Here is a 22,646-nt window from a genome sequence, read left to right as displayed (position 1 = left end):
TCTAGTTTTGTCGAATAACCACAAAGTTTGTATATTTATGTTATATTTTCTATATCTGCAGATAATATTTAGAAAAGGAGATTATAATGTTTATGACAAAACGATTATTAAAGACAAAACGTTACATATTTATCTTAGGCTGTTGCGCCTGTATGATGTTTAGTACAGTTTCATTTGCACAAAGTAGATACGTGGGTAATTTGCCAACGCAGTCTGCGGTCCATGCAGGAATTACTGTAAGGGGAAATGCCAGCTATTTATACAGAGTAACGCGTGACAAAATAAGTTGTTATGCTACATTATCTGGACGAGATAGTGATGAGACTATTTCTAGTGGACCATTTAATGGAGTGAAAATGTTTGGCAATAAAAAATGGTCAGTGTATCGCTAAAGTATATGGAGGACATAGAAGTGCCAGTAAGAGTGAAAAAATTAGCACTGATAATACATATGCTACTGTAAAATTCATTGCGGATGGAAATAAGAAAAAGGAATTTACACTTTATGGTAATTAAAGTCGAATTCTGCTAACAACAAGATTCGTAACCGCGGACGAATCTTGGTTAGCGGAAAGTTGATCAGAGTTAGAGGGGGAAAGATATTGCGTATCAGAGATAAAGAGATTTCAATTTTATTCATTATAGGATTTACATTTGTGTTTATTCTTCTATGTACTGCATATGCCACAGTTTCAAATTGGCTGTGGCAATACAGTAATCAAAAAACATCGTATCAATATTCAGAAAATTTATACATACATTCCATACACTCATATGAGGCAAATTATGTAGACTGGGAGAAAGTTGCAGAAGACGGTTATTTTGAAGTAGATATTGAACAGGAAGCAGAATGTTTGCAGTTATGTAAGGATGATACAGATAGTATGGTTAATATATTATCTGATCAGATGGATACAACCTATATTACAGATATTAGCTTATCCTCTGGTGAAAATGGAGATTCGCGAGATATAAATGTGGTTTTTTCGTATAAAGATGTATGGTTTCAGACACTTGAAAGTGGGGAATATGCATGGACAAATGGGGAAAATCCTGCTGTTGTAATCAGCAAAGATCTGATGGCAGAAACGATTCAGAAAAACAACAAATTATATATGTGGATAGGCGATAGATATATAGAGGTATGTGGTGTATTTGAAAAGTATCAGGCAGAAGATGACTGTGAGATACTTGTTTTGGGAGGACGACAGTTTTATGAAGAATCAAGTATATTTCAGAATAAATTAAATGAAATGTTAAATAAAGATGAGATTCAAATTGTAATGGGAGCTAATGAGCCAATTGAATCACCGGATTTATTTCAAAAAGAGGAAAATGAGAGTGATAGTCTGTATTTGGGTGAGCCGGGATTTTCTATAAGAAAAGCTATGGATAGAGAGCAGTCTGATATATCGGGAAATAAGTGGAAGTACTTATATAATATAAAGACATTGATTGTTGCTGTAATGATTTTGTTTGGAATTATGAATTGTATTATGCTATCAAAAATCTGGATTTTACGGCGTAGAAAAGATTATTTGATCATGCGGATTTATGGTATGAGCAGTTGGAAAATTCTGTCAATGTCATTCAAAGAGATATGTCTGATGGCTGGAATTGGTTTGGGGCTTGCAACCGTGATCTCATTCATATATATACGTTATTTTGGTGGATTTAAGAATATCTCGTATATAATGCATTGGATTTGGCTCGTATTATTATTAGGTTTTATTATAACGGTATTTATTTGTATGCTATCAGTGGCTTTTTTCATAAACAGGAAAAATTATGGACAATTAGTAAGAGAATAAAATGGACAGGGGGTTAGATGGATGAAATTTCGATATAGACTAAAATTTGCAGTTGATAATATGTGCCTGCATAGTTCTAAGATATGGGAAGGAATTTTGCTGAATACCGTCACATTATTGGTACTGTCTGTTGTAATTCTAATTATGCATACGAGTGGTAATTTTTATAATGAAACGCAGAAAGCATATAAAGAAGACATTAAAAACATTGGGATGGTACAGATAGAAAATGAAGAAGATTATGAAAAGTGTTTGAAATTTATTGAATATATGAAAACACAAAAATATATAAAAATGCTTGGGACAATGGAGAATAAAATTGAAAATGGAGATAGCTGGAGAACTGTAGCAGAGAAACAGGCAAATAACAAGGAAGAGAAAGATGAATTGTATAATTCGGATTCATATGTTGAGACTTGGAATGTTAGTAAAGATATGTTTTCAATGCTGAGTATAAATCTGGAAGCGGGCTATATTACAATAGATGATGCATTGCGCAGGGGATATGAAGCGGTTTATGCCGGATTCCAATATAAAAAAATATTGCACATAGGTGATGTAATAGAACTAAATGGATGCGACAAACAGGGGATCATTGCAGGTTATATAAAAAGAAACCAGGTTATTCCTGTTATGGACATAACGGATGTGAATAAATATTCAATTCATACAACTACTTCTTTAGATTATGGGGTTATAGAAGTAAATGAAACAGAAGCGGGATATTGGAACCTTTATTTTTGTGTAAACCATGATTATACATTTGATGATGCAAAGAATAGATTGAATATGTTAGCAGACCGCGAGAATATAAGTATCTCTGTTAAGAATCTGGCAGCCGTTATGAGCAGCGTTGAGTCATCAACCAAGGATATACGCAGATATTTATTGGAATTGTTTTTTATTGTGGCAATATCAGCATGTGTATCATTGACTTGTTATCAAAGTATGAATATTCTCACACGAAAATATGAGTATGGTATTTTGTATGCGAATGGATGGAATCAGAAAGATATAATTTCAATTATTTTAATTGAAAATATATGGAAAATGTTAATCGCAATTATTTTAGTAATTCCTGTGGTGGCACTTCTTGCAAAATATTTTTTTGAAGCAGTATATGAGTCTCAAAGAATATTAACTATGGTGATATATAAAAATGTATTGGTTATGAATGTATTAGCAGGTGTCTTTATGATAATGCTTTCATCCGTTATCCCGATTAGATTGATAAAAAATCACTCAGGAGCAGAATTAATAGGAGATGAATTATGATTAGATTAAATAATGTAAGAAAGACATATGTAACTGGTGATGTATCGACAGCAGCATTAAATGGAATTTCTCTGGAGATAGAAGATGGAGCTTATATTTCTATTATGGGAACTTCTGGTTCAGGGAAAAGTACCCTGTTAAATATTTTAGGAGGAATGGATCGGCTGACGGAAGGCGAATATTTTTATAATGATATAGCAGTACATGAGTTGAAGGAAAATGAACTTCATAATTTCAGAAAAGAAAATGTAGGATTTATTTTTCAACAATTTGCCCTTATGAAACATTATACGGTTTTTGAAAATGTGGAGATACCGTTAATAGCATTAAATATTCCGAAGAAAAAAAGAAAAGAAATCGTTATGCAAAGCTTGGATATGGTGGGAATTGCAGATTATTGGAAAAAACTTCCGGCTAATTTATCAGGGGGACAACAGCAGAGGTGTGCGATCGCAAGAGCGTTGGTTGCAAATAAAAATATAATTCTGGCAGATGAGCCGACGGGTGCATTGGATAAAATGACCGGACAAGAGATTATGAAAATTTTAAAGAAAGTAAATCAACAGGGCAAAACAGTGATTGTTGTCACACATGATGAAAATGTAGCACAAATGGGTGATCGTATAATACGGATAGAGGATGGAAGATTAGTATGATAATAAATAATCTGAAAAAAACTGCTTTTTTATTACTTATCTGTGTGGCGTTGACTGGATGCCAGAGAAAAGTAGGGGCAGATATTAATGAGGAAATGGATGATTATGCAGAACCCGGTTTGAGAGGAGAATTAAATATACCGGAAAAGGAATCATTTGAATTTGGAGAGACCAATGGGAAAAAGATATTGCTTGATACAGAGAATATTATATTACCGGAGACAGACCGTATGGAATCGATACGATATAAAGAGATTCAAATAGATAGAGATTATAAGAAAAAGGTAGCGGAATGTATATTTGATAAGGACAATGAAATATATGAATATAATGGAAAATTGTCTAAGGAAATGCATGATGAAAATATTTGTTATTATAAAAAATGTGAAGATATAGCAAAAAAACAGGGAGATAAAGATGCGGTAGAAGCTTATAGAGAAATGGCAGCTGAAGAAGAACAGAAAAAGACACAGGCAGCACCATTGCATCCTGCAGGAGAATATGAGTCAGATTCATATATTGGATACATAGATGGAAAGACGTTCCTGCTGAATTTTACAGAAAGTGGGGATGGTTTTGAGTTAAAACGTTATCCCGAAGAATTAACATATGATGTTATACATGCAGACGACATAACATATGCATACTGCATTACAGAATATGGAGATGGTAAAGAACAAGAACTTATTCAAACCAATGAACTGAATAGGGCGGAGATCAGTAAAGAAGAAGCAATTAAAGAAGCGGGTGATTTTTTTGCTGATATAGGAATCGGAAATGTAATGATGGCAGAAGCGGCAACAGCAGAGTGGCTATGTCGTGATCTGGCGTTGGGACAGAATGAAGAAAGTGTTATATATGATGGTTACTATATTACTTTTACAGATGCAGTAGAATCAAATCCTGCCTACCTTGGATTTTGTGATGAAACGAATATTTTGTCACCAATTGAAGGTGATCAAAGAAGTATGACATCCCAAATTTATGAGGTTAACATAAATGATAATGGAATTGTTGGTATTGTATGCCGTCAAAAATATCAGAGGTCAGATAGCAAACAGGATCAACAGGTATTGATGGATTGGGATAAATTATTAGAAACAGTATCCTTAGAATTTGATAATTATTCTAATGATAATATATCAGGAGATATCATTTTTAATTACGCACGGTTAACTTATTGCATGACGCTTCAGGATAATGGAGAATTTGTACTCTCGCCGGTATGGGTATTTTTGTCATTGGATGAAATTTCATTAGAATATCAGATAGATGCCTATCCCAATGAAATGTTGATAATTGATGCATGTACAGGAAAATTTATTACAATTTGCACGTTTTAGTGCGTTGAAGTAAAAAAGTGCTTGCATTATTTTAAAAAGCTGTTATACTATACTCACACCAACGCGTTAAAGTGAGAAAATAAATAGAAAGAGCGTTGGATAACCCTGGGAGTTTGATCGGCTCATCAGGTGATAAAAAAGATTTAGGAGGAAACAGCGATGATAGGCGGAGATATGATCACGTACAGACCTGATATTCAGGTGCTTGATGCTACAATTCGAGATGGAGGACTTGTCAACGATTTTTATTTTACAGATGAATTTGTAAAAGCACTTTATGAAGCAAATTTGAAGGCTGGTGTTGATTATATGGAATTCGGCTACAAGGCTTCCAAGGAGATGTTCGATGTAGAAAAGTTCGGAAAGTGGAAGTTCTGTGACGAAGAAGCCATTCGCAGTATAGTCGGAGAGAATAATACAGAGATGAAGATATCTGTTATGGCGGATGTCGGAAGATGCGATTACAAGACAGATATTATTGACAGAGCAGACAGTGTTATTGACATGATACGTGTGGCTACATACATCAACACCATGCCTGCTGCGATCGAGATGATAGAGGATGCACATGCAAAGGGATATGAGACGACCTGTAACATTATGGCAATCTCAAAGGATCAGGAGTCAGAGATCGATATCGCTCTTGAGATGTTAGGCAAATCAAATGTAGACGGAATCTACATTGTAGACAGCTACGGCTCTTTATACCCGGAGCAGATCCAGAGACTGACACAGAAATATGTGGCAGTTGGAGAGAAATACGGTAAGAAGATTGGTATTCATGCACATGACAACATGAAGATGGCATATGCAAATACTGTTGAAGCAATGAGACATGGAGCAAGCATGTTAGATGGAACGGTAAGCTCTATGGGACGAGGTGCAGGAAATTGCGCGATGGAATTGCTGCTTGGCTTCCTTCGTAATCCAAAGTACAATCTGTACCATATCCTGAAGTTCATTGAGCGTTACATGGTTCCGTTAAAGGAAAAGGGTGATGCTGTATGGGGCTATGATGTACCGTACATGCTGACCGGTATGCTGAACCAGCATCCAAGAGAGGCCATTGATTTCATCAAACAGGGCAAACACGAATACGCTGACATGTACAGCTACTTACTTTATCGCGAATAAGCAACTGTGAGTAGTAGCTTGTGCTGTATTACAGATATTGTTCAGCTTGGCAGATAATAATATATGAAATAAAAATGGAAGACAGTATTTACTATATGTAACAAGTTGGATGTCAAGACTTGCGAATCATATGGAAAACTGTCTTCCATTTTATTTACGCTTTGGAGACTGTAGATATAATATAAGTTCTACGAACTTCGAGCAGTATCTTCAAGACGTACCCCGTTCAGAAAAAGCATTACCAGCCAATGCCGGTACCAGCCGACAGTATGGGTTGACGGATATCAACGATCATAGCGAGGCTTTCGTAATGAGGTTTGCGCTAGCTGCCTGCATTAAGCCCATTGTTTGAGCCTGAAAGGCGAGTTTGGGCGACTGCAGGCAAATGGGCGCGTGAACCGAATAGAAAACGAAGCGTATCGGAGATATCCGTCAACCCATACTGTACGGCGTACGGTGTACGGTGGTGTACAGGAAATAAACAACTGTACAAAATGTGGGGTTTGTGGTATTTTTTACTATATGTGTTTTGACAGTCGATTAGGTGCTGTCAGGCGGTAAGAAACGAAAAATAGATTTGATATAAGAGGTGGCAGATAAGATGGATTATAACAAATTAGCAGAATTAATATTCCCGGATATAACAGGAACGGTAGACGATCTCGAAGCAAGATTTCCAAAGAGAGACTTGCCGGAGGGTGCGAAGGTAACGAGATTTGCGCCAAGCCCAACCGGATATATGCATATCGGTGGTTTATATGCTGCTATGATATCAAGAAAACTTGCAAAGCAGAGCGGTGGTGTGTTTTATCTTAGAATAGAAGATACAGACAGAAAGAGAGAGCTTGAAAATGGCGTGGAGGAGATCATCAATTCCTTAAACAAGTTTGATCTTGGATTTGATGAGGGACCATTTGAAGGAAGCCCTGTCACATATGCACCATATAAGCAGAGCGAGAGAAAAGAGATCTATCAGATTTGCGTTAAGAAGCTGATGCAGGAGGGATATGCATATCCTGATTTTACAACTGCGGAAGAACTGGATGCGATAAGAGCAAAGCAGGAGGCTGCAAAGGTAGATATCGGATATTATGGAGAGTATGCAGTTGGAAGAAATCTGACATACGAGCAGATCGAGGAGAAATTGGCAGCCGGAGAGCCTTATGTTGTCAGACTTAAGAGCCCGGGCGAGGCAGGCAAGACAGTTGTTTACAGTGACCCGATCCGTGGTAAGATCGAGATGCCTGAGAACATGATGGATGTTGTACTGTTAAAATCTGATGGAATCCCAACCTATCATTTTGCACATGCAGTAGACGATCATTTTATGAGAACAAATATGGTCATCCGTGGTGATGAATGGCTTGCATCCTATCCGCTTCATAAGCAGTTATTTGAACTGTGCGGATTTGAACTTCCTGAGTATGCACATATTTCACCAATTATGAAGATGGAAATATCCGTTGATGAGGATGGAAATGAACATCAGCATAAGAGAAAGCTTAGTAAGAGAAAAGACCCGGAGGCAGCCGTTGGCTTCTATCAGGAGCAGGGTTATCCATCCGAGAGTGTACTGGAATATCTGATGACGATCGCCAATTCCAATTATGAGGAATGGCATGCAGCAAATCCGGATAAGACGATCGATGATTTCACATTGTCACTTGCGAAGATGCCGGCATCCGGTGCATTATTTGACATGGTGAAGTTAAATGATGTCAGCAAAGAGATGATCTCCACATTTTCAGAAGAAAAGTGCTATGAGAAGATTATGGCATGGGCAAAAGAATTTGATGAGAAGCTGTATGAATTTGGCACAAATGATAAAGAGAGCTTCTTAAAGACGATCAGTCTCTGGAAGATGTCCGGAAATAAAGTCCGTAAGGATGTTGGTAAGTGGTCAGATCTGGCAGAGATGTTCGGCTATCTCTATGTGCCGGAGGATGAACTGAAGCTTTCCTACGAGGTCGATGAGAAGTATAATGCAGATCAGATGGCAGAGATCATCAATGAATATAAGAAGGATCTGTTCTTAGATGCAGAGAACTGGTTTGCCGAGATGAAGGTGATGGGCGACAAGCTTGGCTATTGTCCGAATGTCAAGGAGTATAAGAAGAATCCGGATGCTTATAAGGGATCGATCACAGATGTCTGCACGATCGTTCGTGTGGCAGTAACCGGTAAGAAGAATTCACCGGATCTTGCTACGATCATGAACGTGATCGGCAAGGATCGTACGATCGGAAGACTGGACAAGTTCCTGGCAGCGATCGGTAAGTAAGATAATAGAAATACAGGCAGAGTTTTATATATCTTAAAAAGGAGGCAGTGGCGAATCACTGATCGGCAGTAGCGGAACAGAACGTGGAAGTCGACAGGATTTGGCTACGGATGATTATGAAGAAGAAAACATACGAAGGATACACATATGTAGATGGTGGTGTCTGTGCAGCAAAGGGATTTGTGGCAAATGGTATAAACTGCGGACTGAATTCCGATAAGAATAAGAATGATCTGGGTATGGTTTACAGCAGTACAGTCTGTAATGCAGCAGCCGTATATACACAGAACAAGGTAAAAGGTGCGCCAATCCTTGTAACTAAGGAGCATCTGAAGGCAACAGGCGGCAAAGCCATGGCAGTTGTCGTTAATTCAAAGAATGCAAATACCTGTAATGCGGATGGCGTGGAAAAGGCAGAGCGGATCTGCGAGCTGGCAGCAGATGCACTGGGAATCGATGCAGATATGATCATCAATGCATCGACCGGTGTGATTGGTCAGATCATTCCGATCGAACCATTTGAAGAGCACATGAAAGAGCTTGCTGGCGGTTTAAGTGCCGATGGCAATGATAAGGCTGCAAATGCGATCATGACGACAGATACAGTTGATAAGCAGGTTGCAGTAGAATTCACACTTGGTGGCAAGACCTGTCGTCTTGGTGGAATGGCAAAGGGAAGCGGTATGATTCATCCGAATATGGCAACCACGCTGAACTTTATCACAACGGATGTTGCAATCTCAGCCGATATGATCCAGAAGGCTCTGAGTGAGATCGTAAAGGTAACCTATAATTGTCTGTCTATAGATGGTGATACATCGACAAATGATACTTTAAGTGTCATGGCAAACGGACTTGCAGGAAATGAAGAGATCGTAACAGAAAATGACGACTATGCAATTTTCAAGAAAGCACTGTACATCGTTATGGAGTGTATGACGATGATGCTCGCAAGTGATGGAGAGGGCGCAAGCAAGATGCTGGAATGTACAGTATCAGGAGCACCGGATCAGGACACAGCGATCATCGTCGCAAAGAGCATTATCCGTTCCCCACTGACCAAATGTGCGATGTTTGGTGAAGATGCAAACTGGGGACGTATTCTCTGTGCGATCGGATATGCAGAAGCAGATTTCGATATCGATAAAGTAGATGTAGATCTTGAATCTGAGAAGGGAATCGTAGAGGTGTGCAGAAATGGTTCCGGTATTCCATTTTCTGAGGAAAAAGCCTCTGAGGTATTATCTGAGGATGATATCTATATTAACGTCAATCTGAATCAGGGCGAAGCATCCGCCAAGGCGTGGGGCTGTGACCTGACTTATGATTACGTTAAGATCAACGGGGATTATCGTTCATAAATAAAAAGTGCTACCGATAGACGGTTAGCCTTGATATGATTGGTTAAAAATAACCGCTCGCAGTTTGCAGGCTGGGCGGTTATTTTTTATACTTATAGTGCGCTGATTAGCGTGTCCCAAATGAATCCGTCCAGAGTGGCATATAGCCGCTTCGGATGGCTACTGCTTGGGAAGCCAGATTTGTAACAGATGCACTATAAAATGGAATCATATTTCGTTCCAGAATTTCAACTGTCAGATTTCTAACCAGCAAACGGGCTAGACCATATCCTCTCCATTTCTTTTTTACATCAATTCCAACTTCCATCAGTTTACCGGTGGGAGCAGCACCCGCAATTGCTATTATTTCGTTATCTTTTATTGCACATAAAACGATGGTTGTATTTGTATTTCCTTCTGCATCAAAAGCCAGTGAATTTTCAAAGCCCTCGATATCACATAATGTTTTAAGGTTGTTACCTTCATATAATTTGAACGAAAAGGTATCTGAAAGAGGTAATTTAACCATTTGTTTCAGGTCAGGAATGTAATGAATAGTCTGACCAAAAATCAAGGTACTTTCATATAATTCGTTTCGAGTTTTACCTGATAACAGTTGTTTTCCAAGTTCATATTTTTCTTCAGACAGAGAAATGATATTTGTATCTCTGATGCTGAGAATTTTAACATAATTTTTAGCAGCCTTTTTGTTCTTTACGAAATGTGTGCCTTCTTCTTTTAATTGATCTGTTGAACAATTTATGTAGCCGGCAATGTAGTCATATATTTTATTATTTATCTCATCTTTATTAATATAAGAATTATTCATGATTTTCTCCATAAGTATAGTCAAACAGGGAGATAAAAACTTATCTCCCTGAAATGAATGATTTGCATTTGAACTGTGCTTAATACCGTGTATCTACTGAAAAGCCTGTTTGCTGCAGGGAAGATTTCGTTATGGTTCGGAACCAGTGAATGGAGGAGTTGTAGTTTCCCTCTACTACTGTTACGGAATCGCTCGTATGTGAGATGACGATAACGGAATGATAATTACCGATCCGGATATGGTCGCCGTTCTTGATCGCGGAGAAATCTTTATGCGTTTTTACAGGTGCATCTTTGCCGAATACAGTATCACTGATCTTTCCGGCAAGGGCGATACAGCCATAGCAGTACATGTTCTTTGCCTTCCAGAGATAGAAGTTGTCATTTGTCCATGTTGTACCTTCTTTATATGTATTCTGTAATGCAAGGATTTTCTTTTTTACAGTCTCTTCACGGGATTCTTTTTTCGCTGCTGTAACAGTGACCTTGCACTTTAATGTCTTTATCTTTCCGTTCTTTTTATAGGTAGCTTTAATAACGGTGGAGCCTGCCTTTTTTGCAGTAACCTTACCTTTCTTTGAAACTGTGGCAATCTTCTTATTAGAAGATCTCCATGTTACCGTTCCCTTTACATTTTTTGTTTTTAACTGGTAAGTTTTGCCCTTCTTCAGCTTTAAAGATGTTTTATTCAGTGCAGCTTTCTTGGCCGTGGTCTTGCTTGCGGTAAGGGTGGCATCATTTGTGGTTGTATTTGTAGTAGAAGTGGCAGTGTTTATAGCTGCGGTCTTACTTGTGGCAAGGGCAGCATTGGTGCCTGTGTATGTACTGACAGCGGAAACTGTGCGCTCATTTAAAGTTGCTGCCTGAACTGCTGCCTGTGCTGGCAATGCAGTTACGATAACCATACCGAGCAGGCTGCATCCGATGATTGTACGTTTCCAGAAAGAATTGGAATGTTTCATAGAAATTACCTCCGAACTATGTAATAAAATATTTGATCTGTTAACTTAATAAGTCCCCCCATATCAGCTAATGCAGATATTTATATTATATATGTAATTTTAGACAGGAACAACCGGAAATATATGGTGATGTCCCATTTTATATTTTAGAATTTCGTACGCAAAAAAGAACTCTATAATGAAATCCTTTTTGGAAGAGGCGCAGCTATGACCCTTTGGCTGATGTCATATATCAATCAGCAATATTCGATATAGCAGATTGGTTATCGACCGGCAGGTGGTCTTATAACGAGACTGCCTGCTTTCTTTAATTCTGTTTCTTTCATATTTGTTCAAAAAACTTCAAAATAATGCAAATTAATGATTGATTCTGAACGAAATGTGTGTTAATATAAATCTAAGTTGAACGAATATGATTGATTTTGAATGAAAAATCGGTTATAATGCATATATATGAATTGAATTGCAAATAATAAAATGATTTGATAATAAGGAGACCAATATATATGCTTACGGAAGAAAGATATAACAAGATACTGGAAGCTCTGAAGAACAAAGGAACGATCACAGTTGCAGAAATGACAGAGTGCACAGGAGCATCAGAATCAACCATAAGGCGGGATCTTATCGCTCTCGATGAAATGGGAAAACTGAATAAGGTACACGGAGGAGCTACAGCAGTTGCACACCAGTTTATTGCAGATGAGATTGCGGTCAGTGTAAAAGAGCAGCTCTGTGTGGAAGAAAAGAAAGCAATTGCGCGGTATGCGGTGAATATGATCAATGATGACGATTTTATTTTCATAGATGCAGGAACAAGTACCGGATGGATGATCGAGTATCTGGAATCAACCAGAGCGACATTTGTCACAAACGGAATTGCACATATCAAACGGCTGATGAACAAAGGACTTCGGGCATACATGATCGGAGGACTCGGAAAGCCGGTCACAGAATCTACGGTAGGTGCAGATGCTGTAAATAATATGAAGATGTTCAATTTCTCAAAATGCTTCCTTGGAACTAACGGTGTACATACAGATTACGGTTTCACGACAGTCGATGTAGAAGAAGCACTTGTAAAGATGGAAGCGGTCAACCGATCTTATGCAAGTGTTGTCCTTGCCGATCACACGAAGTTTGACAAGGTTACAGCGGTTACATTTGCAGGAATCAAGAAGGCGTGTATTATCACCGACCGACTTGTAAATGATAAGTATGCAGATGCAACAGTCATAAAGGAGGTAATGAAGGAATGATCTACACAGTAACTTTCAATCCGGCAATCGATTATGTTGTCAGAATGGAAAAACTGGAAATCGGTTCGGTAAACAGAAGCAGAGAAGAAGCCCTGTTCTACGGTGGAAAGGGAATCAATGTTTCGACAGTCCTTAAGAATTTGGGCGTAGATTCTGTAGCACTTGGATTTGTTGCAGGCTTTACCGGAAAAGCGATTGAAGAAGGAGTCGCTGCCCTTGGTGTAAAAGCTGATTTCATCACGGTTTCAGATGGCGTTAGCAGAATCAATGTTAAGCTGAAAGCCGGAGAAGAAACAGAGATCAATGGAAAAGGCCCCAATATCAGCGATGCAGAACTGGAAGAACTTTATAAGAAATTAGATGGTTTAACAGACGGTGACTGTCTGGTTCTGGCAGGAGCGATCCCACCATCTTTACCATCTGATGTGTACGAGAAAATCATGGCAAGACTTGCAGGCAAGAAGGTTGATATCGTAGTCGATGCTACGAAGGATCTCTTGTTAAATGTTCTCAAGTATCATCCGTTTCTTATCAAGCCGAATAACTTCGAGCTTGGAGAAATGTTTGGCGTAACACTTCATTCCGATGAGGAGATTGAAGAATATGCAAAGAAATTACAGGCACTTGGAGCAAGAAACGTAGCGGTCTCTATGGCAGGAGACGGATCTATGCTGATCACAGAGAACGGAGAGACATACAGAATGGGCGTTCCAAAAGGAAAAGTTGTTAATTCTGTAGGAGCCGGAGATTCCATGGTGGCAGGATTTATCGCAAGCTATTTTGCAGAGCATGATTACAAGAAAGCATTAAAATACGGCGCAGCAACAGGCAGCGCAACCGCATTTTCAGAAGGACTTGCAACTAAAGACCAGGTTGAGAAGCTTTTAGGACAATTTTAACAGTTGGGGAAAAGGGAGAAGAATCGACTGACCTGACCAGATCCTGATAAACCGGTATTTGAATAAAGGAGAATGAGTATGAGAATAAGGGAGTTATTAAAAAAAGAAGGAATTGCCCTTGGTGTAAAAGTAGATTCTAAAGACGCAGCGATTGATTATCTGATCGATCTTCATGCAAAATCGGGCAATATAACAGATAAGGCAGAATTCAAGAAAGGAATTCTTGCAAGAGAAGAATCCGGTTCGACCGGAGTTGGAGAGGGAATCGCGATTCCTCATTCCAAGAATGCAGCAGTTAAGCAGCCGGGACTTGCAGCTATGACAGTACCGGACGGTGTAGATTATGATTCATTAGACGGACAGCCTGCAAACCTGTTCTTCATGATCGCAGCACCGGAAAAGGGCGCAGATGTACATCTGGAAGTATTATCAAGACTCAGTATGTTGCTGATGGATGAGAACTTCAGAGCAGAACTTCTTGCAGCAAAGAATGCAGATCAGTTCTTAGATATCTGCAGCAAATATGAGATGGAAAAGTTCGCGGATGAACTTGGAGAAGCAACAGAAGATAAGAAAGAAAACGCACCGGAAAAGACAGGATACAGAGTCCTTGCAGTTACAGCATGTCCGACCGGTATCGCACATACATTTATGGCAGCGGAAGCCCTTGAGAAAAAAGGAAATGAAATGGGCATTACGATCAAGGTTGAAACAAATGGCTCCGGCGGTGTTAAGAATCGTCTGACAGCAAAGGAGATTGAAGAATGTGACGGTATTATCGTAGCAGCCGATAAGAATGTGGAGACTGCAAGATTTGACGGCAAGCCAGTTCTTTTTACAAAGGTAGCAGATGGTATCCACAAACCGGAAGAGCTTATCAATAAAGTGATCGATGGCAAGGTTTCGGTGCATCATGAGAGTGGAAAGAAAGCAGAGGAAGAAAGCGCAGGCGGTGTTGGAAGTCAGATCTACAAGCATCTGATGAGCGGTGTATCCCATATGCTTCCATTCGTTATCGGTGGCGGTATCATGATCGCACTGGCATTCCTGATCGATACAATCTGTGGATATGGTTCAACCGGTGGTTCAAACTTCGGTACCTGTACACCACTTTCCGCATTCTTTAAATATGTCGGAGATCTGTCCATGGGACTGATGGTTCCGGTACTTGCAGGTTATATCGCATATTCGATCGCAGATCGTCCGGGTCTTGCAGTTGGATTTACCGGCGGACTTCTTGCTTCATCCGGTAATGCAGCGATCGCAAAATATATATGGGCAGGTGCAAGCCTTTCCCCATTCCAGAATTTTATTGCAAAATTCGGTTTTGTAGGCGAAGGCTCCGGTAATACAGTATCCGGTTTCTTAGGTGGTATTCTTGCAGGTTTCCTTGCAGGTTATATCGTACTTTTATTAAAGAAGATGTGTTCAAAGTTCCCTCAGTCATTAGAGGGTATCAAGCCAACATTGATCTATCCGTTAGTTGGTATTTTCCTTGTAGGCGTATTGATGGTATTTATCTTTAATCCATTGATCGGCCTTATAAATACAGGACTTTCCAATATGCTTACATCACTTGCAGATAAGAATCTGTTAGCTCTCCTTGGTCTGATCCTCGGAGCAATGATGGCGATCGACATGGGCGGTCCTATCAACAAGGCAGCTTATGTATTCGGCTCGGGAATGCTTTCTACAGCAGCAGACCTTGTATCAGCCGGTGCATCCCAGAGTGATGCAGCCGTTCAGGCATGTTACATTTCCATGGCAGCCGTAATGATCGGCGGTATGGTTCCACCAATGGGAATTGCACTTGCATGTAAGCTGTTTCCTAAGAAATTCACAAAGGCAGAAAGAGGCTCAGCCGTTTCTAACTTTGTAATGGGTTGTTCCTTCATCACAGAGGGTGCGATTCCATTTGCAGCAGCAGATCCGCTTCATGTTATCCCATGTACCCTGGTTGGTGCAGGTGTAGCAGGAGCATTATCAGCAGCATTCAAATGTACACTGATGGCGCCACACGGAGGAATCTTCGTATTTGCAACAGTAGGACATCCATTATTCTACATTCTTTCATGGGTGATCGGTTCTGTAGTAACCTGTTTACTGCTCGGTCTGATCAAGAAAAATGTAGCAGAAGAATAAAAACAAAAACCCTATCCTTTTTAATAACGGTGGGAACAGAAAGAATCTGTTCCTGCCGGATATAAATAAAACAGGAATATTTCAAATATTAAATCAAAAGTATCAATGTTGATCATGCGTTTGTCCGAATCGGACAAATGATAAAAGAAATAAAAAGAGATATAAAAAGGAGAAGATAATTATGGTATCACAGACAGTTAAAGTTATTAATGAGCAGGGATTACACATGAGACCGGCAGGAGTATTTGCAAAGGAAATGACAAAGTTCAAATGTAACGTAACAATCGATATTGCCGGTAAGAGAATCAACGCAAAGAGCGTTATGCTGATCATTGCAGCATGTATTAAGTGTGGAACAGAGATGACAATTGAGTGTGACGGTGAAGACGAGCAGGCAGCTCTCGCAAAGGCAGTAGAGTTGGTTGAATCCGGCCTTGGCGAATAGTCAGACAGCATTCTTTCATCTGGAAAGCGGGGTAGAAGATATGTTAAAAGGAATAGGCGGCTCAGCCGGTTATGGCATCGGAAAGGTTGTCATCATCAGTGATGGCAAACCGGAATATAAGCAGCATACAGTAACAGATACAGATGCTGAACTTCAGAGATTTGAGAATGCTATGGAAGTTTTTGTTGAAAAGACTCAGAAAATGGCAGATGCAATGAAAGAAAAGGTTGGAGAACATAATGCAGAGATCCTGGAAGGACATATCGTTTTGATGAGTGATCCATTTATGCAGGATCAGGTCAAGGAGTTGATCGGTAATGGCGAATGTGCAGAAGCAGCCGTTGACAGCGTATGTGATATGTTCGTATCCATGTTCTCCCAGGTAGATGATGAACTGACCAGACAGAGAGCAACTGACGTAGGAGATATCCGTGTCCGTATGCTTAAGATCCTTACCGGTACGCCGGATATTAATATCGGAGATGTTCCGGCAGGTACAGTGATCGTCGCAAAGGATCTGACACCATCCATGACAGCAGGAATCGTAAAGGAAAATGTAGCAGGTATTATCACCGAGATTGGCGGTAAGACTTCTCATTCAGCTATTCTTGCAAGAGCACTTGAGATCCCTGCTGTACTTAGTGTAGATGGTATCGTAGATCAGGTGTCCGATGGTATGATGGCAGTTGTAGACGGATGCGAAGGCGTTTGCATCTTAGAACCTGCGACGGATGAGATCGCAGAATATGAGACAAAGCGTGCAGATTACCTGAAAGAGAAGGAACTGCTTGAGATCTACAGAGGAAAAGATACAGTAACTGCTGATGGAACAAAGGTAGCTTTATATGGCAATATCGGCAATCCGGAGGATGCCAAGGGTGTTGTAGCTGCTGATGGTGAAGGCGTAGGCTTATTCCGTACTGAGTTCCTGTTCATGGGAACAGACAGCTTGCCAACAGAGGACGAGCAGTTTGAAGCATATAAGGCAGCAGCCGAGACGATGCAGGGTAAAGAAGTTATTATCCGTACACTGGATGTCGGCGGTGACAAAGATATCCCGTATCTCGGATTGGAAAAAGAAGACAATCCGTTCCTTGGTTTCCGTGCAGTCAGATATTGTCTGAAAAATGAGGACAGCTACAAGGTACAGCTTCGTGCATTGCTTCGTGCGAGTGCATTTGGCGATATTAAGATCATGGTTCCGCTTGTTACCTGTGTGGATGAGATTCGACGGGTAAAAGAACTGGTAGCGGAACTTAAGAAGGAGTTAGATTCAGAGAAAATCGCATATAACAAGGATATTCAGGTCGGCGTTATGATCGAGACTCCTGCAGCCAGCCTGATCGCAGATCTTCTGGCAAAGGAAGCTGATTTCTTCAGTATCGGTACAAATGATCTGACCCAGTACACAATGGCAGTTGACAGAGGAAATGCCAAGGTTGCATATCTGTATTCCGCATACAATCCTGCTGTTCTTCGTTCTATGAAGAATGTTATTGAAGCAGGAAATGCAGCAGGCATCATGGTAGGTATGTGTGGTGAAGCAGCTGCTGATCCGTTACTGATCCCACTTCTGATCTCCTTTGGACTGGGAGAGTTCAGTGTATCGGCAACTTCTGTTTTAAGAACCAGAGGCACGATTGCCAAATGGTCAAAGGCAGATGCAGATGCTCTTGCAGCAAAAGCATTGTCCTTATCCACAGAAGCTGAAGTGGCTGAACTGTTAAAAGCCTCCGCAAGATAAGCGAAAAACCCATATCTGTTTTGTTTGGAACAGAATGAAAGATATTAAAAGCAACTAGTACTATAATTACACCTATTATTCCGCAAGTCGTTTGCACTCTATTTCAACGCAGCGGTACTAAGCTCCTTGCTTATGGCAACTCGCTAAGGACCGGCGTTGAAAAAGGCTTGCTACATAATAGTGTAATATATAGTAACTGTTGCTTTTGTAATATATCGGATAGTTCCAAACAAAACAGATATGAAAGTTTCTGCAATTAACGCAGGATGAACTTTAAAAGTGCATTATTTTTTGAGGCGGTTTTCTGCATATTTGAATAGCCGGGTAAATGTCAAGAATAAATTTTTTACAAAATTTGAAAGCTTGAGTGTGGTTTTTTCCGAATTTCTTACGAAAATTAATTTGCACTGGAATTTTATGGAAAATATTTGGTAATATTAATAATATAGAAGTCTGAAATAAAAAAGTTATTTTTTAGCCGTAGCGGCAAGACGAAACAGGGCACATATTGGCAGTTGGAGATGTTTTCAATAGGTAGAGAGGAAGATAGGTTATGTTTGAAAACGAAAAAGTGAAACATGTAAAATTTGGTGAGGGGAATGTAGTTGAATGTGATGGTACACACATCCGTATTTTATTTCAGTGTGAGAATATAGAAAAGACTTTCACTTATCCGACCGTATTTGAGAAGTTTGTAAGATTTGACAGTCAGGACGCACAGGATAGGGTCACAGATGATCTGAATACCGCAAAAGAGGAGGCTGCAAAGCTGGAAAATCTCAGAAAATTATTCATGGCTGAGCAGGCAAAGAAGCGAAAGCTGGAGAAAGCAGCCAAGGCAGCAAAGAAAAGATAAAGCAAGAGCACCCGGTCGGGGGATCAGCCCATCTTCTTCCATTGAGCGAAGACTGTCGGTCAGAACCTTCTGGCTGATGCCGGTCAGATCACGTTTAAGTTCGTTGAAATAAGACTACCGCAATCCCACTGGCTTTAGACAATGGGTAGTTCACTACTGAGAATACTTACTTCATAAAAACTTCATACAAAAAAGTTCTTGACTTGGAGTAAGGTTCAAAGAGTATGATAGGAGTGTACGAAAAAGGTATGCTCCTTTTTCGTATATAAATACGGGAAACATCAGAACATAAGAGCATAAGCTCTGAAGCAGGTTTAAGTAAGATGGAGAGTGATAGTATGAAGACTACAAGCAGAGAAGAATTTGAGAAGCAGAACGTATTTGGAACAGGAACAGCAAATACAGCATATGCACAGTATTTTATCGGAGATTCCTTTTTGAATCCACTGACCGATCCCAATAAGACAGCAGTATTTCTTGCAAATGTAACATTTGAACCGGGATGCCGTAAACTGGATTATGTAGCATAAGAGTGTATAGCGTGTCTGTAGTCTGATTTTTGCCATAAATAAGTACAGGATACACAGAGAATAGAAAAGAATGTGTATTCAGTTAAATAAGAAATAGATAGCTGGTATGAGAGAACAAGGAGTCTTTCATACCAGTTTTTTGTGGGAAAAGGGATAGGTTGCACAGGATCTGCCAGGAGATTTCAGTAGGTTTGATGAATAGCTTTCTTCCAGAAGTGTGGTATAGTCTTGTGCTTGGAACAGGAAAACTACACAGAAGGGAGACACCGATATGACAACACAGCCAGATATTATCTGGAATGAGCAGTGCCTGGGGATACGGATAGGAGAACAGGTATGCACCTATCTGAAAAAGCATGATGCGGAATACCAGAGACTGCAAAAGAAAATACTGGAACTTACAGAGAAGTATCCAGTGATAGAAACATTTATGGAGTCGAATCAGTCAATCAGCCTAACAGAAGAAGAGCATAAGGCAGTACATCGATATTTTCAACTGGAGAGCGAAAAGGAAATGATAGAAGAAGAGTACCATTTTTATATGGGACAGGCTCAAATGATCTCCTATGGAGCAATGCTTGGAAAAATTAAAAAAAGCAATATTGGGAAATGATGACGGTGACACAAAGAAACTGCTGGAGTTGCTGCTGGATACCTGGATTGATGAGGTTGAAGATCAGCTGAAAGAAAATACAGTGTACCAGGGAATGCTTGAAAAAATATCGAAATATGAAGAACAGGTTCAGACAATGGGATTATCAAAAGAAAAGCGAAAAACAATAGACAAATACGTTACTGAAGTTAGTGAGAGATGGATATTATATGCGGAATCTTTATATCAGGCTGGCATGCAGAAAATTCTGGAACTATTAAATTTGTAAAAAAGGGACGGATAAAATGGGGAAGCACGAAAGGAACTTCCCCATTTGTCACTTCTATTCATCTTTGCCATCAATGAGAAATATGTATGAAACCTGAAAGATTTCAGCAATGGCTTTTAATTCAAGATCAGTGACATAACGCTTGTTTGTTTCGATTCTGGTGATTACATTTTTATCCATATCGTAACCAGCTAACTGGAGTTTATAGGCAAGATCACGCTGAGACATATTGTGGGTCTTGCGAAGTTCAATCAATCGCTGGCTAATCAGATTCTTCTCACCAGACTGTGTCCTTGGCTTTGGCATCTTAAATCTCTTCCTCTCTGGTAAAAGGATGGCTTGTCTCACTTTTTGCACCATCTGTATTGATTTTAACGATTGGACAAGGTAGAATCGGTTGTAAAAGTGAGACAAAGTAGAAGAGAAGGGAGAAATATATGGAGCAGGCAAAGATAGAACAGCTTGCATTTTTATATCTATGCAGCGAGCATGATAAAAGGTTATTGCTGAAAAAAAGAAAAAATGCCGTTAGCTGATTTTGACAGGTTGACCTACTTGATTTACCATTTTGGTTTTAAGGAATACCATATAAAAGTGTGGATGGAATTTGCAGGAGAGTTCAAAAAGGAATGGGATTGTCTGGAAGCACTTCAGGAAATGGGGGGCTGTGTTGGAAACATAGGAAATACAGAATCAGAAATTAGCTTGCATAAAATGTGGATGCAGAATTTTTGTAAAAATGCACCCAAAGAAAGCAGAGAATGGATTCAAAAATTGAATTAAAATATGCAGTAGAACATTTTTGTGATATCATTATCAATAGAGCAGATTTGTATTTTATGAATTTGTAAAAGAATAATGAAGCGAAAAGGTGTGAAGCTAATTATGAGTGAATATGCAGATATAGTAATTGGAAATTTATCATTACATTGGTTTAGAAACTATTTGGATAGCAAAATCGTTAGTCTGTTTTTTTCAAAAAATGACCTTATTGTAGTAAATAATTGTAATATAGACGATGATGATAAAGATGCCGGAACATACACTAAATATATGTATAGGACGACTGTTCGGCGTGCAAAAGAACGCTTAGATGCACAGGGATTTGGACTTAATAATTTTGAAAAAATATTTAATGATGAAATGGTTCAAGCAGTAGACTACTCATCTTTTTTGTATCATTTACAGGGAGATTATGATGAAGAGGACAAGAATAATGAAATTCGGATTAAGAAAAATGTTTCATTAAAAAAATGGAAAAATGCAATGAAAAAAATTGTTTCTTATGAACTTGCAAATGGAAACATACAATTTGGAGGAACACTTTCAGAGGTTAATATTACAACAGAGTGTGACAAAGTTATATTTTATTCTTTGAAAGATGAGGATAGCGAATCATTTTATGCTTTAAATCCTGAAATAATCAATTATAAATATGTATACAGACTTATACTAGAATATTGTGCAAATGATATGGAGATAATATTGGATTTCTCAAATTTGGATAATTGGGCAGATGATTGTATTCCCAAAGCACTAGCAGCGACAGAGAACGTTTCAAAAACAATTGTTCTTGTTGAAGGGTCAAGCGATAAAGATATTTTAGAATTTGCGATGTCACAGTTATATCCTCATCTTTCAGATTTATTTTATTTTATGGATTTCAGTGATGAATCTGGTGGAAAAAGAGATGGAGGAACATCATATGTAATAAAAAATCTTAAAACTTTTTATTTTTCAAAAATTAGAGCAAATTTTATTGCAATTTTTGATAATGATGCAGAGGGATATTCTAGTAAATGCTCATTATTAAATGAAATAAAAAACTGGCCGGCAAATTTTAGAATATTATTATATCCAGAAATTACAATGTTTCATAAATACCCAACTATTGCACCTAATGGGAAAATTGTGCCTGATGACATTAACAAGAAAGCTGCTTCTATTGAATTGTATTTGCCAGATTCCATTATAAAAACTGGTGGGAACTATTATCCAATTGAATGGGAATCGAGAAAACGAATACGAAATAAAAATAATGTTGAAGAAGCATTATATCAAGGAGTGATTTCTTATAAAGATGATATAAAGCATAAGTTTCATGAAATGCGTAATAAAATTGAGAGAGGTGATGAAGTTTTTAAAACAGAAGAATGGAAAAATATGAAAAAATTACTAGAAACAATAGTATTCGCTTTTAATAACGAACAATAAATAGCAACGTAAACTAATGCAAATATCATGGGCAGGGCTCTTCGGG

At 38.9% G+C, this 22,646-nt stretch carries 22 protein-coding genes and 1 pseudogene; 19 read left to right on the top strand and 4 right to left on the bottom strand.

What is annotated here, in order from left to right; genetic code table 11:
- The first annotated feature begins 92 nt into the window (after positions 1-92).
- From CLOL250_RS13865 to argJ, 8 genes are all read left to right on the top strand, one after another.
- Entirely contained in the window at positions 93-392 is a 300-nt protein-coding gene (locus tag CLOL250_RS13865) for a hypothetical protein (RefSeq protein ID WP_147554342.1), read from the top strand.
- A gap of 210 nt (positions 393-602) precedes the next feature.
- Positions 603-1,811 carry an FtsX-like permease family protein gene (locus CLOL250_RS01225; RefSeq protein ID WP_044944572.1) on the top strand — a complete coding sequence of 403 codons (1,209 nt, stop codon included), beginning with the start codon at positions 603-605 and terminating at the stop codon, positions 1,809-1,811.
- A 213-nt stretch (positions 1,812-2,024) separates the two neighbouring features.
- Positions 2,025-3,086, top strand: a complete 1,062-nt coding sequence (locus tag CLOL250_RS01220) for an ABC transporter permease (RefSeq protein ID WP_274922218.1) — start codon at positions 2,025-2,027, stop codon at positions 3,084-3,086.
- Positions 3,083-3,742 (top strand): ABC transporter ATP-binding protein, encoded by a 660-nt coding sequence (locus CLOL250_RS01215; protein WP_008400106.1) that lies wholly within the window; start codon positions 3,083-3,085, stop codon positions 3,740-3,742. The genes CLOL250_RS01220 and CLOL250_RS01215 overlap by 4 nt, the downstream gene beginning before the upstream one ends.
- The gene (locus tag CLOL250_RS01210; protein ID WP_008400104.1) at positions 3,739-5,085 is read left to right on the top strand and encodes a DUF6034 family protein; all 1,347 of its coding nucleotides are present in this window, start codon (positions 3,739-3,741) and stop codon (positions 5,083-5,085) included. The genes CLOL250_RS01215 and CLOL250_RS01210 overlap by 4 nt, the downstream gene beginning before the upstream one ends.
- A gap of 159 nt (positions 5,086-5,244) precedes the next feature.
- Positions 5,245-6,219, top strand: a complete 975-nt coding sequence (locus CLOL250_RS01205) for an aldolase catalytic domain-containing protein (protein WP_008400103.1) — start codon at positions 5,245-5,247, stop codon at positions 6,217-6,219.
- A gap of 601 nt (positions 6,220-6,820) precedes the next feature.
- On the top strand, positions 6,821-8,500 hold the full coding sequence (gene gltX / locus CLOL250_RS01200) for a glutamate--tRNA ligase (protein ID WP_044944570.1): 1,680 nt from the start codon (positions 6,821-6,823) through the stop codon (positions 8,498-8,500).
- A 116-nt stretch (positions 8,501-8,616) separates the two neighbouring features.
- Positions 8,617-9,861 carry a bifunctional glutamate N-acetyltransferase/amino-acid acetyltransferase ArgJ gene (gene argJ / locus CLOL250_RS01195; RefSeq protein WP_044944736.1) on the top strand — a complete coding sequence of 415 codons (1,245 nt, stop codon included), beginning with the start codon at positions 8,617-8,619 and terminating at the stop codon, positions 9,859-9,861.
- A gap of 106 nt (positions 9,862-9,967) precedes the next feature.
- On the opposite strand, the gene CLOL250_RS01190 is transcribed toward argJ, so the two are convergent.
- The gene (locus tag CLOL250_RS01190) at positions 9,968-10,681 is read right to left on the bottom strand and encodes a GNAT family N-acetyltransferase (RefSeq protein ID WP_008400098.1); all 714 of its coding nucleotides are present in this window, start codon (positions 10,679-10,681) and stop codon (positions 9,968-9,970) included.
- A gap of 67 nt (positions 10,682-10,748) precedes the next feature.
- Entirely contained in the window at positions 10,749-11,630 is an 882-nt protein-coding gene (locus CLOL250_RS13200) for an Ig-like domain-containing protein (RefSeq protein ID WP_008400096.1), read from the bottom strand.
- A 506-nt stretch (positions 11,631-12,136) separates the two neighbouring features.
- Between CLOL250_RS13200 and CLOL250_RS01180 the strand changes: the two genes are divergently transcribed.
- From CLOL250_RS01180 to CLOL250_RS01155, 6 genes are all read left to right on the top strand, one after another.
- The gene (locus CLOL250_RS01180; protein WP_008400090.1) at positions 12,137-12,889 is read left to right on the top strand and encodes a DeoR/GlpR family DNA-binding transcription regulator; all 753 of its coding nucleotides are present in this window, start codon (positions 12,137-12,139) and stop codon (positions 12,887-12,889) included.
- The gene (pfkB, locus tag CLOL250_RS01175; protein WP_008400087.1) at positions 12,886-13,788 is read left to right on the top strand and encodes a 1-phosphofructokinase; all 903 of its coding nucleotides are present in this window, start codon (positions 12,886-12,888) and stop codon (positions 13,786-13,788) included. Before CLOL250_RS01180 ends, pfkB begins: the two co-directional genes overlap by 4 nt.
- A 78-nt stretch (positions 13,789-13,866) precedes the next feature.
- Entirely contained in the window at positions 13,867-15,930 is a 2,064-nt protein-coding gene (locus CLOL250_RS01170; RefSeq protein ID WP_044944569.1) for a PTS fructose transporter subunit IIABC, read from the top strand.
- 181 nt (positions 15,931-16,111) lie between these two features.
- A complete protein-coding gene (locus CLOL250_RS01165; protein ID WP_008400082.1) occupies positions 16,112-16,375 on the top strand; it encodes an HPr family phosphocarrier protein in 264 nt (87 codons plus the stop codon).
- Entirely contained in the window at positions 16,365-18,119 is a 1,755-nt protein-coding gene (gene ptsP / locus CLOL250_RS01160) for a phosphoenolpyruvate--protein phosphotransferase (RefSeq protein WP_008400081.1), read from the top strand. Before CLOL250_RS01165 ends, ptsP begins: the two co-directional genes overlap by 11 nt.
- 553 nt (positions 18,120-18,672) lie before the next feature.
- A complete protein-coding gene (locus CLOL250_RS01155) occupies positions 18,673-18,975 on the top strand; it encodes a hypothetical protein (protein WP_008400078.1) in 303 nt (100 codons plus the stop codon).
- Here CLOL250_RS01155 and CLOL250_RS14355 read toward each other — a convergent pair.
- A pseudogene (locus CLOL250_RS14355) lies at positions 18,907-19,071 on the bottom strand (winged helix-turn-helix transcriptional regulator); the annotation flags it as partial. The gene CLOL250_RS01155 and the pseudogene CLOL250_RS14355 sit on opposite strands and share 69 nt — an antisense overlap.
- A 242-nt stretch (positions 19,072-19,313) precedes the next feature.
- Here CLOL250_RS14355 and CLOL250_RS01150 point away from each other — a divergent pair.
- The 3 genes from CLOL250_RS01150 (at position 19,314) to CLOL250_RS14025 (ending at position 20,386) form a co-directional block, all read left to right on the top strand.
- The gene (locus tag CLOL250_RS01150; protein ID WP_044944567.1) at positions 19,314-19,505 is read left to right on the top strand and encodes a hypothetical protein; all 192 of its coding nucleotides are present in this window, start codon (positions 19,314-19,316) and stop codon (positions 19,503-19,505) included.
- A 271-nt stretch (positions 19,506-19,776) separates the two neighbouring features.
- The gene (locus tag CLOL250_RS14030) at positions 19,777-20,118 is read left to right on the top strand and encodes a DUF6664 family protein (RefSeq protein WP_008400074.1); all 342 of its coding nucleotides are present in this window, start codon (positions 19,777-19,779) and stop codon (positions 20,116-20,118) included.
- Positions 20,084-20,386: a hypothetical protein gene (locus tag CLOL250_RS14025; RefSeq protein ID WP_274922217.1), complete on the top strand. Its 303-nt coding sequence runs from the start codon at positions 20,084-20,086 to the stop codon at positions 20,384-20,386. Before CLOL250_RS14030 ends, CLOL250_RS14025 begins: the two co-directional genes overlap by 35 nt.
- A 54-nt stretch (positions 20,387-20,440) precedes the next feature.
- On the opposite strand, the gene CLOL250_RS01140 is transcribed toward CLOL250_RS14025, so the two are convergent.
- Positions 20,441-20,692 carry a helix-turn-helix domain-containing protein gene (locus CLOL250_RS01140; protein WP_015513363.1) on the bottom strand — a complete coding sequence of 84 codons (252 nt, stop codon included), beginning with the start codon at positions 20,690-20,692 and terminating at the stop codon, positions 20,441-20,443.
- Positions 20,693-20,908: 216 nt separating this feature from the next.
- Here CLOL250_RS01140 and CLOL250_RS01135 point away from each other — a divergent pair, with 216 nt between their 5' ends.
- Together CLOL250_RS01135 and CLOL250_RS01130 are read left to right on the top strand one after the other, a co-directional pair.
- Positions 20,909-21,169, top strand: coding sequence for a hypothetical protein (locus CLOL250_RS01135; RefSeq protein ID WP_008400069.1), 261 nt, complete (start codon positions 20,909-20,911; stop codon positions 21,167-21,169).
- 102 nt (positions 21,170-21,271) lie between these two features.
- A complete protein-coding gene (locus tag CLOL250_RS01130; protein WP_055182926.1) occupies positions 21,272-22,600 on the top strand; it encodes a HEPN/Toprim-associated domain-containing protein in 1,329 nt (442 codons plus the stop codon).
- The last annotated feature ends 46 nt before the right edge of the window (positions 22,601-22,646 follow it).

Source organism: Clostridium sp. L2-50 (assembly GCF_000154245.1).
GTDB lineage: Bacteria > Bacillota > Clostridia > Lachnospirales > Lachnospiraceae > Coprococcus.
This window is presented reverse-complemented; position numbering and strand designations above follow the sequence as displayed.

Excerpts from the sequence above, each read along its gene's own strand:
- CLOL250_RS13865 (WP_147554342.1), top strand. The coding sequence starts at position 93 with ATGACAAAACGATTATTAAAGACAAAACGTTACATATTTATCTTAGGC.
- CLOL250_RS01220 (WP_274922218.1), top strand. The coding sequence starts at position 2,025 with ATGGTACAGATAGAAAATGAAGAAGATTATGAAAAGTGTTTGAAATTT.
- CLOL250_RS01215 (WP_008400106.1), top strand. The coding sequence starts at position 3,083 with ATGATTAGATTAAATAATGTAAGAAAGACATATGTAACTGGTGATGTA.
- CLOL250_RS01210 (WP_008400104.1), top strand. The coding sequence starts at position 3,739 with ATGATAATAAATAATCTGAAAAAAACTGCTTTTTTATTACTTATCTGT.
- CLOL250_RS01205 (WP_008400103.1), top strand. The coding sequence starts at position 5,245 with ATGATAGGCGGAGATATGATCACGTACAGACCTGATATTCAGGTGCTT.
- gltX (WP_044944570.1), top strand. The coding sequence starts at position 6,821 with ATGGATTATAACAAATTAGCAGAATTAATATTCCCGGATATAACAGGA.
- argJ (WP_044944736.1), top strand. The coding sequence starts at position 8,617 with ATGAAGAAGAAAACATACGAAGGATACACATATGTAGATGGTGGTGTC.
- CLOL250_RS01190 (WP_008400098.1), bottom strand. The coding sequence starts at position 10,681 with ATGGAGAAAATCATGAATAATTCTTATATTAATAAAGATGAGATAAAT.
- CLOL250_RS13200 (WP_008400096.1), bottom strand. The coding sequence starts at position 11,630 with ATGAAACATTCCAATTCTTTCTGGAAACGTACAATCATCGGATGCAGC.
- CLOL250_RS01180 (WP_008400090.1), top strand. The coding sequence starts at position 12,137 with ATGCTTACGGAAGAAAGATATAACAAGATACTGGAAGCTCTGAAGAAC.
- pfkB (WP_008400087.1), top strand. The coding sequence starts at position 12,886 with ATGATCTACACAGTAACTTTCAATCCGGCAATCGATTATGTTGTCAGA.
- CLOL250_RS01170 (WP_044944569.1), top strand. The coding sequence starts at position 13,867 with ATGAGAATAAGGGAGTTATTAAAAAAAGAAGGAATTGCCCTTGGTGTA.
- CLOL250_RS01165 (WP_008400082.1), top strand. The coding sequence starts at position 16,112 with ATGGTATCACAGACAGTTAAAGTTATTAATGAGCAGGGATTACACATG.
- CLOL250_RS01155 (WP_008400078.1), top strand. The coding sequence starts at position 18,673 with ATGTTTGAAAACGAAAAAGTGAAACATGTAAAATTTGGTGAGGGGAAT.
- CLOL250_RS01150 (WP_044944567.1), top strand. The coding sequence starts at position 19,314 with ATGAAGACTACAAGCAGAGAAGAATTTGAGAAGCAGAACGTATTTGGA.
- CLOL250_RS14030 (WP_008400074.1), top strand. The coding sequence starts at position 19,777 with ATGACAACACAGCCAGATATTATCTGGAATGAGCAGTGCCTGGGGATA.
- CLOL250_RS01140 (WP_015513363.1), bottom strand. The coding sequence starts at position 20,692 with ATGCCAAAGCCAAGGACACAGTCTGGTGAGAAGAATCTGATTAGCCAG.
- CLOL250_RS01135 (WP_008400069.1), top strand. The coding sequence starts at position 20,909 with ATGCCGTTAGCTGATTTTGACAGGTTGACCTACTTGATTTACCATTTT.
- CLOL250_RS01130 (WP_055182926.1), top strand. The coding sequence starts at position 21,272 with ATGAGTGAATATGCAGATATAGTAATTGGAAATTTATCATTACATTGG.